We start from the raw sequence: 17,261 nt of genomic DNA, 5'->3' as shown, positions 1-17,261 counted from the left end.
TGACGCCGTGGAGGAAGGGCGTAACCCGCAAGATATAAGTGTTCACACTGGATACGCGAGCCTCAAAGCGGGATCGTGTCGTGCTTTTTCCAATGGGTGTTAATCTGCTTGTTGCGCAGAGAGGCGAAAGCCCGCGCAATGCGGCGGCGCGACGAATGCGGCATGATGACCTCGTCGATGAAGCCGCGCTCCGCCGCCACGAAGGGATTGGCAAACCGCTCCTCATATTCATTGGTGCGCGCCGCAATCTTGTCCGCATCGCCCAACTCAGAGCGATAGAGAATTTCGGTTGCCCCTTTGGCTCCCATCACGGCAATTTCCGCGCTCGGCCAGGCATAGTTGACGTCGGCGCCAATATGCTTCGAGGCCATAACGTCATAGGCGCCGCCATAGGCCTTGCGGGTGATCAGTGTCACCATCGGCACAGTCGCTTCCGAATAGGCGAACAAAAGCTTCGCGCCGTGCTTGATGACGCCGCCATATTCCTGCGCCACACCCGGCAGGAAGCCAGGTACATCCACCAGCGTCAGGATCGGGATCGAGAAGGCATCGCAGAAGCGCACGAAACGTGCCGCCTTACGCGAGGCATCGATATCAAGGCAGCCCGCCAGCACCATCGGCTGGTTGGCGACGACGCCCACCGTCTGTCCTTCCAGACGGATGAAGCCGGTGACGATGTTCTTTGCAAAGGCTTCCTGAATTTCGAAGAAATCACCCTCATCCGCAATCGCGTAGATGAGTTCCTTCATGTCGTAAGGCTTGGTGGCCGAATCCGGGATCAGGCTATCGAGCCGCATTTCCACCCGGGCCGGATCATCGAAGAAGGGCCGCACCGGTGGCTTGTCGCGATTGTTGAGCGGCAGGAAATCGAAGAGCTGGCGTACCGCTTCCAGCGTTTCGATATCGTTCTCATAGGCTGCGTCGGCCACGGAAGACTTCTTCGTATGGGTGGATGCACCGCCCAGTTCTTCCGCCGTCACGATTTCGTTCGTGACCGTCTTCACCACGTCCGGGCCAGTGACGAACATGTAAGATGAATCGCGCACCATGAAGATGAAGTCGGTCATGGCAGGCGAGTAGACAGCGCCACCCGCGCAAGGTCCCATGATGACGGAGATCTGCGGAATGACGCCGGAGGCTTCCGCATTGCGGCGGAAGACTTCCGCATAACCGGCCAGCGACGCCACGCCTTCCTGAATGCGAGCACCGCCCGAATCGTTCAGGCCGATGACCGGCGCGCCGACACGTACCGCCATATCCATGATCTTGCAGATCTTTTGCGCATGGGTTTCAGACAGCGATCCGCCGAGAACGGTAAAATCCTGGGAGAACACGTAGACCTGCCGCCCGTTGATCGTGCCCCAGCCGGTGACGACGCCATCGCCCGCGACCTTCTGGCTTTCCATGCCGAAATCGACGCAGCGATGCGTGACATACATATCATATTCTTCGAAGGAGCCTTCATCGAGCAACACCTCGATGCGTTCACGCGCCGTAAGCTTACCCTTGGCGTGCTGCGCATCGATTCGCTTCTGGCCGCCACCAAGGCGTGCCTCTGCCCGCCGTGCTTCCACTTCGCTCAAAACTGCGCGCAATGCCGCCTCCCTTGAATTTGTCTTGCTCTTGTATCGCGTTGACCCTGCAGGCGAAACATGGATTTTGGTTGAAGAGGTGGCAATGTGTAATCTATAAATATGCAAACTGCATTTTGCGAAGTTGCAAATTCATGGCGATTGGCAAGCTCTATATCGGTCGAAAAGTTCGGGATGTGCGGGAGGGCGCGCGGGCAACGCAATCACAATTCGCGGAACGGCTTGGGATTTCGACCAGCTACCTGAACCAGATTGAGAACAATCAGCGTCCCGTATCCGCTGCCGTTCTGCTGGCGCTGGCGGAAAAATTCGGTGTCAGCATTGCTGATCTCTCTTCCGGCGAAGGGGACCGGCTTCTATCGGCCCTGTCTGAAGCACTGTCCGATCCGTTGTTCGAAGGTTATACCGGCAGCCTTCAGGATCTGAAGCTGGTGACGCAGAACGCACCGGCCATTGCCCATGCACTGATTGCCGCGCATCAGGCCTATCGCCGCTCCAGCGAGCAACTGGCCAGCATGGATGACCGGTTGGGTCGCGCGGCACTGAGCGAGACTACGCCCTATGACGAGGTGCGCGACTACTTTCATTTCGTCGACAACTACATTCACGAACTGGACGTCCTGGCCGAGCGCCTGGCGGAGGAAATCGGTCTCGGCGGCGGCGAAAATCATGCGGCGCTTCAGCACTTTCTGCTGCATCGCTTCGGGGTTCGCGTGGAACGAACGGCCCTGAAGGATGAACTGATCCGCAGCTTCGATCCTGCGACAAGACGGCTTTCCCTCAACGCCTATGCGACACCCGCCACCCGTGATTTCCAGATGGCGCTTCAAATTGCCCAGCTCTTCGCGGCAGAACCGATTGATCGCACTGCCCGCGAGGCCGGTTTCCGAACAGCCGAAGCGGTGGAAATCTGTCGCATCGGCTTGGCAAACTATTTCGCTGGCGCACTGCTTCTTCCTTACGAAAGCTTCCTGAAACGCGCCCGCGATCTGCGCCATGATCTCGACCTGCTCTCGGCCCATTTCGGCGCCAGCCTTGAACAGATCTGCCACCGGCTGAGCACGCTGCAAAGACCGGGGCAGAAGGGCATTCCGATTTTCTTCGCGCGGGTGGATCGGGCGGGAAACATTACCAAGCGCCATAGCGCCGCCAAGCTTCAATTCGCGCGCTTCGGTGCCGCCTGCCCCTTATGGAATGTGCATCAGGCTTTCGAGATGCCGGGACGCATTATTCGGCAATTGGCAGAAACGCCGGACGGCGTGCGATACCTCTGTCTCGCTACGCAAATCACCAAGGGCAGCGGTGGCTTTCGCGCCGTGCAGCCACGCTATGCCTTGGCGCTCGGCTGCGAGATTTCCTATGCGGACAGCTTCGTCTATGCCGACGATCTGGATCTCGACAGCCGCGCCGCCTTTGAGCCCATCGGTATTTCCTGCCGCATTTGCGAGCGTCATAACTGCCCGCAAAGGGCCATGCCACCGCTCAAAAGCAGGCTCGCCGTGGACCACGACAACCGGTCGATCGTGCCTTATCGGATTGTGTGAAACGAAAAGCGGACCGCGCTGCCACGATCCGCTTCTGAATTTCAGATCTTCGAATGCTCAGGCCACCGCACGCGCCAGTGCGCAACGCGACCAGAGCTGATGCAATGCGCCGACCAGGTGCTCGATATCAGCATCTGAATGCAGTGGCGTCGGCGTGATGCGCAGACGCTCGGTCTTGCGCGGCACCGTCGGGTAGTTGATCGGCTGAACATAAATGTCCGAGTGATCGAGCAGCAGATCCGAGATCCACTTGCACTTGGCCGCATCACCCACCATGACCGGCACGATATGGCTCGGGTTCATCATGTGCGGAATGCCACGGGCATCCAGCGAAGCGCGCAGCTTGCGGACGCGATCCTGATGGCGAGCGCGCTCGAACGGGCTGTTCTTCAGGTGACGAATGGAAGCGACCGCACCGGCAGCCAGCGCTGGCGGAATAGCCGTCGTAAAGATGAAGCCAGATGCAAAGGAGCGGATGAAATCGCACACAGCGTTTGAGCCGGTGATGTAACCACCCATGACGCCAAAGGCTTTGCCCAGCGTACCTTCGATGATCGTAATACGATCCATCAGACCTTCGCGCTCGGCAATGCCGCCACCACGAGGACCATACATGCCAACGGCATGCACCTCGTCCAGATAGGTCATGGCACCGAATTCATCGGCAAGATCGCAGATTTCCTTGATCGGCGCGATATCGCCATCCATGGAATAGACGCTCTCGAATGCGATGAGCTTCGGAGCCTTCGGATCCGAAGCGGCCAGCTTGGCGCGCAGATCATCCAGATCATTATGCTTCCAGATGACGCGTTCGCATTTGCCGAAGCGAATGCCTTCGATCATCGAAGCGTGGTTCAGAGCATCCGAGAAGATGATGAGGCCCGGAATCTTGGCGCCCAAGGTGCCGAGCGTTGCCCAGTTCGAGACATAGCCCGAGGTGAAGATCAGAGCGGCTTCCTTGCCGTGCAGATCGGCAAGTTCCTGCTCAAGCAGAACGTGATAGTGGGTGGTTCCAGAAATATTCCGGGTGCCGCCAGCACCCGCGCCACAGTGATCGATCGCCTCATGCATGGCTGCAATCACCGCCGGATGCTGGCCCATGCCGAGATAATCGTTGGAACACCAGACGGTGACATCGCGTTTGCCTTCCGGAGTGTGGCGCGTTGCCCGCGGAAAGTTTCCACGGTGACGCTCGAGATCGGCGAACACACGATAGCGGCCTTCCTGATGAAGGCTGTCCAGCTCGCCCTTAAAAAATGCCTCGAAATCCATTCTTACACTCCAGAACCTGCAGCCCGTTTTGGGTGTTGAGGTTTGTCCCGTCAAGCCTGCAACCAGCGATTCCATGCCACCTGCGGCATTTGGCGCATTTTTTTGAATCATTCCAATATGAATTTATGAAAGGTGTCATAAGAAAAAATTGATTCACATCAAGCAAAGATAAAAAAGGGGCGGTTTTCACCGCCCCAAGTGGTTTTAAGCGAAGAAATTACCCCGCGGCCTGCACCGCCCGCTTCGCCATGACCTTGACGAGATTGGCGCGGTAGTCCGGCGTGGCGTGCATATCTTCCATCATCTGGCTCGCATCGACAGTGACAGACGACACTGATTCGGCAGACCAGTTTGCCAAAAGTGCAGCCTCCAGATCCTTTACGCGGAACACACCGTTAGAGCCCGCCCCGGTGACGGCAACGCGAACGCCGGAGCCACTCTTAGCGACAAACACGCCGGTCAGGGCATAGCGCGAGGCCGGATTGGGGAACTTTGCATAACCAGCTTTTTCCGGCGCTTCGAAGGTGATGGCGGTGATCAACTCGCCCTCTTCCAGTGCCGTATCGAACATGCCCTGGAAGTAATCGTCGGCCGAAATCTCCCGGCGATCCGTCACGACCGTGGCATTGAGCGCGAGCACGGCGGAAGGATAATCCGCCGCCGGATCGTTGTTGGCCACGGACCCGCCGATCGTTCCCATGTGGCGCACATGCGGATCACCGATCATGCCAGCCAGATGGCAGATAGCGGGGCAGACGGCCCGAAGCGCCGACGACGAAGCGACTTCCGCATGGGTTGTGGCGGCTCCGATACGCACCTTGCGCCCTTCGACCGAGATCCCCTTCATGCTGGCCACATGCCGCAGATCCACCAGGTCGGAAGGCGCGGCAAGCCGCTGCTTCATGGTGGCGATCAGCGTCATGCCGCCGGAAAGATAGCGGGCCTCGTCCTGCGAGGACCGCAGCTTCACAGCCTCTTCGACCGAGGAGGCGCGGTGGTAATTGGTATCATACATGCCTGATCCCTCCCCTTATTCGGCAGCCATGCGCGGCTCAGCAGATTGAAGCGCCTGCCACACCTTGAGCGGCGTTGCTGGCATGGTGATCTCCACACCGATGGCATCGGTAATGGCATTGATCAGCGCAGGAGGCGAACCGATGGCACCCGCCTCGCCACAGCCCTTGATGCCAAGCGGATTGCTGGGGCACGGCGTGTTCTGATGCGAGAGCTTGAACGAAGGCAGATCGTCGGCCCGCGGCATGGCGTAATCCATGTAGCTTGCCGTCAGAAGCTGGCCGCTCACCTCGTCATAGCGCACCTCTTCCAGAAGCGCCTGACCAATGCCCTGCGCCAAGCCCCCATGCACCTGCCCCTCGACGATCATCGGATTGATGATGTTGCCGAAGTCGTCGGCGGCCACGAACTGGATGATTTCCGTCTTGCCGGTATCCGGATCGATTTCCACCTCTGCTATGTAGCAACCCGCCGGGAAGGTGAAGTTGGACGGATCGTAGAAGGCGGTTTCCTTCAGGCCCGGCTCCATGCCCGAAGGCAGGTTGTGGGCAGTGTAAGCGGCAAGTGCTACCTGGAACCAGGGCAGCGTCTTGTCGGTGCCCGCTACCTTCAGCTCGCCATTTTCGATGACGATGTCGCTCTCGTCAGCTTCCATCAGATGCGCGGCAATCTTCTTCGCCTTCATCTCGACCTTGTCGAGCGCCTTGACGATGGCCGACATGCCGACGGCACCGGAACGCGAGCCGTAGGTGCCCATGCCCATCTGTACCTTGTCGGTATCGCCATGCACGATGTTGACGCTGGCGAGCGGTACGCCGAGCCGATCCGCAACCAGCTGGGCGAAGGTGGTTTCGTGGCCCTGCCCATGGCTGTGCGAACCGGTGAGAACCTCGATGGTGCCAACGGCATTCACCCGCACTTCCGCCGATTCCCAAAGGCCGACACCGGCACCAAGAGAACCGACTGCTTGCGAGGGTGCGATGCCGCAGGCCTCGATATAGCAGCTCATACCGATGCCGCGCTTCTTGCCTCGCCCCTCTGCCTCGGCACGACGCGCGGGGAAGCCGTTCCAATCCGCCGCGTCCATCGCCGCTGTCAGGGATGCATCATAATCGCCCGCGTCGTAGTTCATGATGACAGGGGTCTGGTACGGGAAGCTGCGAATGAAGTTCTTGCGGCGAAGCTCAGCGGGTGAAACGCCAAGTTCTCGCGCCGCCACTTCCATGGTGCGCTCCAGCAAGTACGTCGCTTCTGGACGCCCTGCCCCACGATAGGCATCGACCGGAACCGTATTGGTGTAGACCGTGCGGACATTGGCATGGATGGCGGGAATGGCGTACTGGCCCGACAACAACGTCGCATAGAGATAGGTCGGCACCGCCGACGAGAAGAGCGACATATAGGCGCCGAGATTGGCGATCGTATCCACCTTCAGACCGATGATCCGGTGATTCTTGTCGAAGGCCATCTTGACCTTCGAAACATGATCGCGGCCATGGGCATCTGTCAGGAAGGCTTCGGTACGGTCCGACGTCCATTTCACCGGAACGCCGGTCTTTTTCGAGGCCCAGAGACAGACGATTTCTTCCGGATAGATATAGATCTTGGAGCCGAAACCGCCGCCGACATCCGGCGCAATGACGCGCAGCTTGTTTTCGGGCGCGACATTATAGAAGGCGCTCATGACCAGACGCGCCACATGCGGGTTCTGGCTGGTGGTGTAGCAGGTGTAATGGTCCTCCGCCTCGTCATAGACGCCGAGCGCCGCGCGCGGCTCCATCGGGTTGGGCGATAGACGATTGTTCAGGATCTCAATTTCGGTGACATGGGCCGCTTCGGCAATGGCCTTGTCGGTCGCCGCTCCGTCGCCGATCTGCCAGTCGAAGATCAGATTACCTGGTGCTTCCGGATGAATTTGCGGCGCTCCTGCTTCGAGTGCCGCTACGGACGTGATGACAGCGGGAAGTTCCTCATAATCGACCGTTACGACTTCCGCCGCGTCGCGCGCTTCCGCAACGGAATCGGCCACCACGATGGCGATGGCATCGCCCACATAGCGCACCGTATCCACAGCCAGCGGACGCCATGCGCCCATTTTCATCGGAGACCCATCCTTGGAATGGATCATCCAGCCACAGATGAGATTGCCGATCCCGTCTGCCTGCAACTGCTTGCCATCCAGAACATCAATGACACCCGGCATGGCCTTGGCTGCTGAAACATTGATGCCGGTAATCTTCGCATGCGCGTGCGGACTACGCACGAAATAGGCATATTTCATGCCCGGAACGACCATATCGTCAGTGTAGCGACCCTTGCCCGTGAGGAACCTCTTGTCCTCCTTGCGGGCGACGCGCGCACCAATCCCTTCCATACCCATGTCATCTCCTCCAGATGAAAGCGATAGAACAGCATTGAAAGGCCACGGCGAAAGCTGCCATCGAGGCAGGAAAGATCCGCCGGATGCCGGTTCGAAATCTACTCGGCAGCCTGGCGCGATGCGCCATGCATCTCTTCATTGGCGGAGAGCACGGCCTTGACGATATTGTGGTAGCCGGTGCAGCGACAGATATTGCCCTCCAGTTCGTGCCGAACCGTCTGCTCGTCCAGTTGTCCACCGTGACGATTAATCATATCGACCGCCGTCATTACCATGCCAGGCGTGCAGAAGCCGCACTGAAGCCCGTGGTGCTGGTTGAACGCCGCTTGTACAGGATGCAACTCGCCCTGAGATGCAATGCCTTCAATGGTGGTGACGGTGGAACCTGCGGCCTGCACCGCCAGAATGGAACAGCTCTTGACCGACTTTCCATCCATATGCACCACGCAGGCACCGCATTGAGTCGTATCACATCCCACATGGGTGCCGGTCAGGCCCAGTTTATCCCGGATGAAGTGTACGAGCAGAGTGCGATCGTCACACTCGCTCGACATCGTCCGGCCATTCACCGTCAACGTCACTTTCGCCATGATTTCCTCCCAAAATCCCCGAACGGGGTACATGTCTCCTCAAACACGTGGGGTGCATCATTGGTCTTTTTTGAGCAGTGAGCAACAGATAGTTTTTTCCTGCGACATCAAATCAATGCGGATCGAACAAACTTCTTAAGAGAACCTCTAGACTTCCTGGATTTGAGTCATATCCTCCCGTTCAAGCTGGGTTAATCTTGGCTGTTGTTAGCCTGGACGGGACCGGCCTAAGAGCTGGAAACGATCGTTCAAAGTTGGAGAAAGTAATGAAGAAGGCAATTATGCTTCTCATGGTGGGCGCGACCCTTGCAGGCTGCACCGCCACAGAACGCGGCGCCGGCATTGGCGCGGGCGCAGGTGCCGTCATCGGCGGTCTGGCGACCGGTAATGTTCGCGGCGCCGCCGTCGGCGCTGCCATCGGTGGCCTTTCGGGCGCTGTCATCGGATCCGTTTCCGAGCAGCCTGGCCAGTGCTATTACCGCGACCGTTATGGCCGCCGCTATGTGGATGCCTGCCCGCGCGGCTACTGAGTTCTTCAGCGGCAGCTCGTTGATCAAATGGATTGGCCCCGGATTCGATCCGGGGCTTTTTTCTGACAGTGTGACATATAAGCGGTACCCTAGGATACCGAATACAGTTACGTTAGAGAATTAGAGTCTGGACGCTCGCGTCTGAACGGGTGGGAAGAGCCGAACTGATTACGAGCAAGACGATGTGCGTACCGGTCCGCATGATGGTGCAGCGGAAAAGAAGTCTCGCAGTTCTTCTGGCGGCGGGCGTAGCCATGACTTTGGGATTCGCCGAACCGGCCCATGCTTTCAAGCTATTCGGAATACATCTGTTCGGAAGCGATGAGGAAGAAGTCGGCGGCGTCATAGACCCTGTCCGTTACAGCACCACCTTGAACCTAACGACGGCAACCGGCGACCTGAAGGATCGGCTGGAGACGACGAGCGCTCTCAAGTCGGACGAGAAGCAACCGGTCTCAGGTGATCTCGGCCTCGTCATCAAAGCGCGCGAAGATCGCGACCGGCTTGTGGCCGTTCTTTATGAAGAGGCACGTTATGGCGCCGTCGTGCGCATAACGATTGCGGGCCAGGAGATCGACAGGCTTCCGCCGGTTCCCGTGTTCGACCACAGCCGGCCCGTCCCTGTTGTCGTGACGGTCGAGCCTGGACCCGAATTTGCACTTGGCAAGGTAACGCTGGAGGGTGATGCAGCCGGGATCGATCCGAAATCCGTAGGCCTGGAACCGGGCAACAAGGCGGGCTCCGTATCTATCATTCAGGCAGGCGAGCGGATCGTTCGCGACCTCAAAAAGCAGGGAAGGCCGCTTTCGAGGATTGGCAAGCGCGACGTCATCGCCGATCATGCGACGAACACCGTTGCGGTAAAAATCAGCGCCACAAGCGGGCCTGTCGCACCCTTTGGTACTGTGACTGTACGAGGCTCTGAGGGTGTCGATCAGGACTTCATCCGCCGCTATTCCCGCCTCGACAGACGCGAGACCTATTCCCCGGAACAGCTTAAAAAAGCTGGTGACCGATTGCGGGAACTCGGCGTTTTCTCGAGCGTGACCATCCGCGAGGCCGATGCACTGGCGCCAGACGGTTCACTGCCGCTCAGCATCGAGGTTGCTGACGGAAAGTTCCGCTACTTCGGTTTCGGTGCCGATTTCTCTTCCATCGATGGCGCAGGCGTTTCCGGTTACTGGGGACACCGCAATCTGTTCGGCCAGGCGGAATCGCTGCGGATAGAGGGACAGGTTTCCGGCATTGGTGCGACGACCGACCTCAACACCTTCGATTACTCGGCAGGCATCATCTATTCGGAACCGGGCTTCAAGATACCGGAGATGACCTTTGATGCCAGCCTGCGGGCAAAGCGCGAGACGCCGGACGTCTATACGGCCAACACCATTACCGCACTTGCGACCCTGACCTACGAACTGAGCGAGCAGGACAAGGTGAAGGGTGGCGGCGAAATTGCCTGGAGCGAGAGCGAAGACGTGTTTGGCCGCAACCGTTACCTGACCTTTTCGCTGCCCATCGAGTTCGAACGTGACGCCCGCGATAACAAGTTGGAGCCGACCGAAGGCTATCGCCTTACCGCATCGGCAAAACCAAGCTACGAGACCTATCGCGGCTCGATATTCTCCTCCTTCGAAGGATCGATTTCCGGATATCTGGGACTGGGCGAAGAGAACCGGGTTGTTCTGGCAGGCAGGCTGTCGGCGGGCACGATCGTCGGCACCGACAATCTGCAGGATATTCCGACCATCAGGCGCTTCTATATGGGTGGCGGCGGATCGGTGCGTGGCTACACCTTCCGGGAAATTGCGCCCTATGATGCACAAAACCGTGCGCTCGGTGGCCGCTCCTATACGGTTGCGAACCTGGAAGCACGCGTCAAAATTAACGACAAGATCGGAATTGTGCCATTTTTTGACGTTGGAACCGTTTCCACCGAAATCGCGCCCGATTTCTCCGATATCCGCATGGGCGCCGGAATCGGGGTTCGCTACGCAACTCCGTTCGGCCCTCTGCGGTTAGACATCGCATTGCCGTTGAACCGCTATCCGGGCGGGAGCCAATACGGTATCTACGCTGGCATTGGACAATCATTCTGATGTCGCCAAACAACGAGGATCAGGATAAGGAATCCTGGACCGTGCCAAGGATGAACCCGCACCAATGACATCGTCATCGCGTGCCAAAAGCTGGATATTGCGCACCGCGCTTGCCGTGGTAACGATCCTGCTCGTCAGTATCCTGGGATTCGTAGTGTTCCTGGGCTTCGTCCCAGCGGGCAACCGTATGGCCGGAAACCTTATCTCCTCCGCGATTTCGTCGCCCGACCAATCCATTTCCGTATCCGGCCCGAAAGGGTTGCTGACGGGCCAACTGAAAATCGACCGTATCGCACTGTCGGACCGAAACGGCGTGTATGCCGAGGCAAGCAATATACAGGTGGACTGGTCTCCGCTTTCGCTGTTGCGGCGTACCTTTCACGCGGACCGGATCGAGATCGCCGAGCTTAAGGCAATTCGTCCTCCGGTTCCGGCGCAGCAGCAGCCCGCAACAGGCTCCAGCAATGGCGGCTTCTCATTACCTGTGGCCATCGAAATCGATCGCTTCGCCCTGCCGGATATCGAGCTTGAGCCTGCGATTACCGGGCGTCGCTTCGAGCTTTCCGCAGAGGGCTCTGCAAACGCGACCGGCGAGAGCGTGGCGCTGCAGCTTGCCGCGCGGCGCAAGGATGTACCAAACGCACTTGCAAAGACAGACCTCGTCTTCGCGCCGCAGCAGAACGAACTGAAGCTTCAGGCCCTTGTTTCGGAACCGCAGGGCGGACTGCTGGCGCGGCTCCTGCATTTGCCGGGTGCACCTTCGCTCGCGCTGGCGCTGGATGGACAGGGACCGTTATCGAACTGGTCCGGGCAATTGCGTGGCACGGTGGACAACAAGCCGGTGATCAGCATCGATGGTCGGCATGAATTGTCTGCTCAGGGTGTGCACCAGCTTCAGATCCATGGCGGCGGCCAGCTTTCCGAGCTTCTGCCCCCGGCATTTCGTCCGCTTTTCATCGGTCGCACGGATGTCAATCTGGGCGCCCTGATCAGCCAGAGTGGGCGGATCGAAATCAAGAAGGGCGAACTGGCAACCGGTTCCATGAAGGTGCAGGCATCGGGAGCGCTGGACCCTTCTGGCGACAACAGCCTGACCGGCAGCGCGACGGCGACCAATGGCTCGATCAATCTCGAATGGCCTATGCAGCCGCAAGCCGCGCGCTTTGCGATCGACAACCTGAACTTTACATTGACCGGACCGGCTGAAGGATCGCGTTTCAATGCGACGGCGGCGCTAAAGTCTATCAATGCAGCAGGAGCTTCACTGGCTCAGGTGCGGCTTCAGGCGGAAAGCGAAGACCTGAACCTTGTCGAGCAATCCGGCAGCGTTCGCACACGGCTCAGCATCGCCCAGGCCGATTTTGAAAATCCAGATCTGGACCGTCTGATTGAGGGACCGATCCGGCTTGACGCGCCGATAAGACTGGCGCCGCCAGCCATCGGCCTTGATGCATCGACTTTTGAAAGCAGCAAGGCATCCGGCACTATCAGCGGCGCTTTCAATACGGCGAAGCAGTCGGTGACAGGCAATATCCGCATATCGCTGAACCCAACCGGTCTGCCGATTGCCGCAGCGCGTTACTTCGATGACGGGATCGGTGTCGAAGGCTATGTCGATGGCGTCATCGGCGGCCGGATCAGTCTCGAAAACCTTGTCGTCAAATCCAGCACGATCGAAGGCCACGGCAATGTGCTGTGGGACGGCACGAAACTCAATGCGCATCTAGCCGGGCGCGTGCCCGAGATTGGACGTTTCCAGCCTAATGCCAAGGGCGCAGCAGGCTATGACGTTGTGCTCGACGGTCCGCTGAACGCGATCGGCGTCAAGGCGGTCGTGAATTCCGCAGAGGCCCGCTACAGCGGCCGGACGCTGGAGGCCGTCAGTGCCCGCTTTGACGGTACGGTCGGCACGTCTTCCATTGGTGGCATGGCGCTCGTATCGGGCCGCGTGGACGGCAAGCCGCTGAAACTCGATGCTGAGGTGCGCCGCGAAAATGGCACCATTCGTCTGCCGAGACTGGCGCTGGATGCCGGTGCGAACCGGCTGAGCGGAAACATTGCTTTATCTCCCGACTTTCTGCCGCAAGGGCAACTTGCATTCGATTGGCCGGATATCGGTCTGCTTGCTTCACTGGCAGGCCAACAAGCGGGCGGCGACCTTCGCGGCTCCTTGAGCCTCGGCCAGTCGAACGGCAAGATCTCCGCGACGATCAACGCGACGGGTCAATCCGTTTCTTACGGCACGACGGTGATCGAGGGTCCTGCTCTCAACATCACGAGCAAGGATCTTCTTGGACTGTCGGTCGATGGTGTCATTCGCGCGGCCAAGCTGAACGCAGGCGGACAAATACTGGCCGATACGGCGCTGACGCTCGCCGACAGGTCTGGCATTCTCGGCTTTAACCTTGCAGGCCGCTATTCCGACGCGCCACTCGTCATGACGGGCACCTTTGATCGCTCTCATCCGGACGGCATGACGTTCGCCCTGGATCGTCTTGAGGCAAAGCCCTCCGGATTGAATCTTGCACTGGCGAACCCGGCGCAGGTGACGATTTCCGACGGCGTTGCAAATCTCGGCAGCATCGTCCTGAACGCAGGCGGTGGCCGTCTCGTCATTGAAGGCAGTGCAGGTCCCCAATTGAATGTGGCGCTCCGGCTGAGCGACCTGCCAGCGGCCATCGCCGACGAATTCCGTCCGGGCCTCGGCGCGGAGGGCATGATCGGTGGCGCAGTCACAGTCTCCGGCGCCACGTCCAGCCCCGTCATTCGATACAGTCTGGGTTGGCAGAACGCGCAAATCGCGGAAACAAAGGGACGCGGCATAGATGCCTTGTCGATCTCCAGCCGGGGGCGTTTCCAGAACGGCACGCTGACGCTGGAACAATCGACATTGACCGGCGGTAACGGTCTTTCCATCAATGCCGGTGGAACGCTGGGAACCACGACGCCGCAGAGTCTCGATATCCGCGCCAATCTGGTTTCGGTACCCGCAAGCCTTGCCAATGCTTTCGTTGCGGATTTCGACGCACGCGGTCAATTGACGGGCACCGTCACGATTTCAGGTTCGGCAAGCGCTCCCGAAGCCGCCTTTCAGGCGAAGCTTGCCGATGCGTCAGTCGCTCAAACGCGTGCTGCCAAGATAAACCGTATCGACTCCGATCTCTCGGGTCGCTTCTCCGGCAATATCGTCATGATCGACCGGCTGTCAGTAACCGGCGAGCAGGGCCTTTCGGCGGAAGGGAGTGGCACGATTGCCGTGAGCAACGGCAATGCCTTGGAGCTCCAGGCAAAGCTGAATGCAATTCCGGCCAGCCTTTTGAATGCCTTGCGCCCTGACATCGGCGCAGAGGGCGTGCTAACCGGGACAATCAACGCAAGCGGTTCATTGAGCACGCCTGCCGCTATCTTCGAGATGGCTGTGAAAGACCTGACGCTCAAGCAGACCCGCGATGCTGGAATGTCACCGCTTGGCTTGACCGCAAGCGGACGCCTTGAAAACCAGGTTTTCAACCTGTCGAACGCCAACCTCACCGGAGCCAACGGGCTCTCCCTGAGAGCTTCCGGAACAGCAGTACTGGCAGGCGACAAGGCGCTCAATATGACGGCAAATATCGCCAATTTGCCGCTTTCACTCGCCGATGTGCTGCGTCCGGGTCTACAGGCCGGGGGCCTGTTGAACGGCTCCATCACGCTATCCGGCCGCATCGATGCACCCGCGGTTCAATATCAGCTGCAAGGTTCCGACCTTGCAATTGCCCAGAGCCGCCAGACCGGCGTTCGCAACATGACGTTGCGCGCTACCGGCAGCTTCGAGAATGGTACTCTTACCCTCGGCGATACATCCCTGACCGATCCTTCAGGCCTTTCCGTCAATGCCAAGGGGCGCGTCGTCGTCACTGGTACGCAAGGACCGGCCATCGACGTGAACGCATCGATCGCTGCCCTGCCTGCAGCCTTGGCGAATGCATTTGCACCCGGTCTTGATGCCGGTGGGATCATTTCCGGCACTGTTTCCTCGACCGGCACCCCTGAAGCGCCTATTGCCAACTTCAAGCTGCGCTGGGCGGATGTCGCAACAGCACAAACACGCACAGCTGGCCTTGGCGGGCTTAACCTCGACGCAGATGGACGTCTGGCCGAAGGAATGTTGAGCCTGAATGATGTGCAACTGACAGGGCCGCAAGGACTATCAGCGTCCGCAAAGGGTACGATTGGCCTGGCAGGCGAGCGTCCGCTGGATCTGACCGCCGAGCTTGCCGCACTTCCAGCAAGCCTCGCCAATGCCTTTCTTCCAGGCGTGCAGGCATCCGGTTTAGTGTCCGGTTCGGCAAACATTGCCGGAACTGCTGCCTCACCGTCCGTCCGCTATGACGTTCAGTGGGCTGACGGCGCAATTCGGCGTCAGGGTGACGCCGCAGTTGGTCCCCTCAATCTGCGGGCAGAAGGCTCCTTCTCAAACAACCGCCTGACACTTGGCACAACGCGTCTCACTGGCCCCAGCGGTCTTTCGGTCACCGCTGGCGGTGATGTATCGCTGCCGCAGGGCGGTCAGGGAGCCCCTGCCCTCAACCTTAACGCCGACATCAATGCGCTACCTGCCAATCTCGCCAATGCCTTTGTGCCGAACCTCGGCGCTTCCGGCACCATTTCGGGGAAGGTTTCGGCGCTTGGCAGTGGCGGCATGGGCGCCCGGTTCAATCTTGCCTGGAATGATGCATCGCTTGCACAAACCAGAAGCGCCGGGCTGCAAGGGTTCCGCATCACCACGGACGGTACGTTTACCGACAATCGCGTCAGCTTCCAGACGACGCTTGGCGGCGCTGGCGGTTTGAACCTGTCCGGCGGCGGAAGCGTGGGACTGGCCAGTGCAAAGCCGCTGGATCTGCGCTTTCAGGGCACACTGCCCTTTGGCCTTCTGGCGAGCCAGCTTTCAGCACAGGGCTTTGTTCCGGAAGGCACGGGCACCATCAACGTGTCGGTCTCCGGAACCGCATCGGCGCCACAGATAACCGGCAACGCTTCCACCAGCGGAGCCCGCCTCATCGATGTTCGGCGGAACCTGGCTCTCAACAACATCAATGCCCAGGTGAATCTCAATCGCGATCGTGCAGAAATCGCGACAATCTCTGCATCGCTGTCGACGGGCGGCACAATTTCAGCACAGGGCAGCGTTGGGTTGAAGGACGGCTTTTCCGCCGACCTTCGCATTGCATTGAATAACGCCACCTATGTAGACGGAACCTTGTTCAACGCCACCGCCAACGGCAATCTGACTGTGACCGGTCCTTTGCTGCAAAATCCGACGCTCGGCGGAACGGTGACCCTCACGCGTGCAAACATCACGGTTCCTGCAAAGCTTCCGGCTTCTCTGGCAGAAATCAATGTCAAGCATCGCAACACGCCGCCAGATGTGCGAGCACTTCTCGCTGCACTGGCGCCGAAGGGGGGCGAAGGCACAAAAAGCAATCTTTCCCTCGATCTGGTTCTGAATGCTCCGAACGGGATCTTCGTGCGAGGACGCGGGATCGATGCGGAACTTGGCGGCAATCTCACCATTCGTGGCTCTGCGTCAGACCCTGTCGTCGCCGGTGGTTTTGAAATGCGCCGCGGGCGTATCGTCATCCTCAGCAAGCGCCTCGATTTTACCAGCGGCAAGATTACATTTGGCGGCAGTCTGATCCCCGTACTGGATATGGCCGCCGAAACCAGTTCGAACCAGACGACCATCACCATTACCGTGACCGGTGTCGCCAACGATCCAGATATCGCCTTCACCTCTTCCCCCTCCCTTCCGCAGGATGAAGTTCTGGCGCGCCTGATCTTCGGCCAATCCATGTCGCGTCTTTCTGCCCTTCAGATCGCCCAATTGGCGGATGCCGTCAGCCAGCTTGCCGGCGGTGGGGATAGTTCGCTGTTCCAGACCTTGCGCGGCAAGCTGGGTGTGGACGACCTGGACCTTAAAACAGACGATAATGGCCAGACCAGTGTCTCACTGGGACGGCGCCTGAATGACAAGACCTACTTCCAGGTAGAACAGGGCGGCAGCAGCGGAGCCAAGGCCAGCATCAACCTGGATGTGGGCCGTGGCGTGAAGCTCAAGGGCTCCGCCGGGAGCGGAGGCGGTTCGGCCGGCATCTTCTACGAAAAAGAATACTGATGCCGCACGTCCGAGCAATCATTGAACTTGAATTTCGGTCGATTGATTCAGCATTAAGAAACAATCTTCCCTTAATTTTAACG

9 protein-coding genes are annotated in these 17,261 nt (G+C 59.1%); 4 read left to right on the top strand and 5 right to left on the bottom strand.

From position 1 onward, the window contains the following. Positions 1-62: 62 nt before the first annotated feature. Entirely contained in the window at positions 63-1,595 is a 1,533-nt protein-coding gene (locus MUU53_RS02105) for an acyl-CoA carboxylase subunit beta (protein WP_247259380.1), read from the bottom strand. A 131-nt stretch (positions 1,596-1,726) separates the two neighbouring features. Here MUU53_RS02105 and MUU53_RS02100 point away from each other — a divergent pair, with 131 nt between their 5' ends. Next, entirely contained in the window at positions 1,727-3,136 is a 1,410-nt protein-coding gene (locus MUU53_RS02100; protein WP_247259379.1) for a helix-turn-helix domain-containing protein, read from the top strand. Positions 3,137-3,193: 57 nt separating this feature from the next. Here the strand turns inward: MUU53_RS02100 and hemA are convergent, their stop codons facing one another. The 4 genes from hemA to MUU53_RS02080 all read right to left on the bottom strand — a co-directional run bounded on the left by hemA (position 3,194) and on the right by MUU53_RS02080 (position 8,392). Next, entirely contained in the window at positions 3,194-4,408 is a 1,215-nt protein-coding gene (gene hemA / locus MUU53_RS02095; protein WP_247259378.1) for a 5-aminolevulinate synthase, read from the bottom strand. 217 nt (positions 4,409-4,625) lie between these two features. Then, positions 4,626-5,423 (bottom strand): FAD binding domain-containing protein, encoded by a 798-nt coding sequence (locus MUU53_RS02090; protein WP_247259377.1) that lies wholly within the window; start codon positions 5,421-5,423, stop codon positions 4,626-4,628. A 15-nt stretch (positions 5,424-5,438) separates the two neighbouring features. Then, entirely contained in the window at positions 5,439-7,802 is a 2,364-nt protein-coding gene (locus MUU53_RS02085; protein WP_247259376.1) for a xanthine dehydrogenase family protein molybdopterin-binding subunit, read from the bottom strand. A gap of 98 nt (positions 7,803-7,900) precedes the next feature. Then, positions 7,901-8,392, bottom strand: coding sequence for a (2Fe-2S)-binding protein (locus tag MUU53_RS02080; RefSeq protein WP_247259375.1), 492 nt, complete (start codon positions 8,390-8,392; stop codon positions 7,901-7,903). 266 nt (positions 8,393-8,658) lie between these two features. On the opposite strand from MUU53_RS02080, the gene MUU53_RS02075 reads away from it, so the two are divergent. The 3 genes from MUU53_RS02075 (at position 8,659) to MUU53_RS02065 (ending at position 17,178) form a co-directional block, all read left to right on the top strand. Next, positions 8,659-8,922: a glycine zipper domain-containing protein gene (locus tag MUU53_RS02075; protein ID WP_137133768.1), complete on the top strand. Its 264-nt coding sequence runs from the start codon at positions 8,659-8,661 to the stop codon at positions 8,920-8,922. A 182-nt stretch (positions 8,923-9,104) separates the two neighbouring features. Beyond that, positions 9,105-11,021: an autotransporter assembly complex protein TamA gene (locus MUU53_RS02070; RefSeq protein WP_377307165.1), complete on the top strand. Its 1,917-nt coding sequence runs from the start codon at positions 9,105-9,107 to the stop codon at positions 11,019-11,021. A 64-nt stretch (positions 11,022-11,085) separates the two neighbouring features. Beyond that, positions 11,086-17,178: a translocation/assembly module TamB domain-containing protein gene (locus MUU53_RS02065; RefSeq protein WP_247259374.1), complete on the top strand. Its 6,093-nt coding sequence runs from the start codon at positions 11,086-11,088 to the stop codon at positions 17,176-17,178. Positions 17,179-17,261 lie beyond the last annotated feature (83 nt).

Origin of the sequence: Affinirhizobium lemnae (genome assembly GCF_022968395.1) — a bacterium.
GTDB lineage: Bacteria > Pseudomonadota > Alphaproteobacteria > Rhizobiales > Rhizobiaceae > Neorhizobium > Neorhizobium lemnae.
Note: the sequence above shows the minus strand (reverse complement) of the source record. Positions and strands in the feature narration are given on the sequence as shown.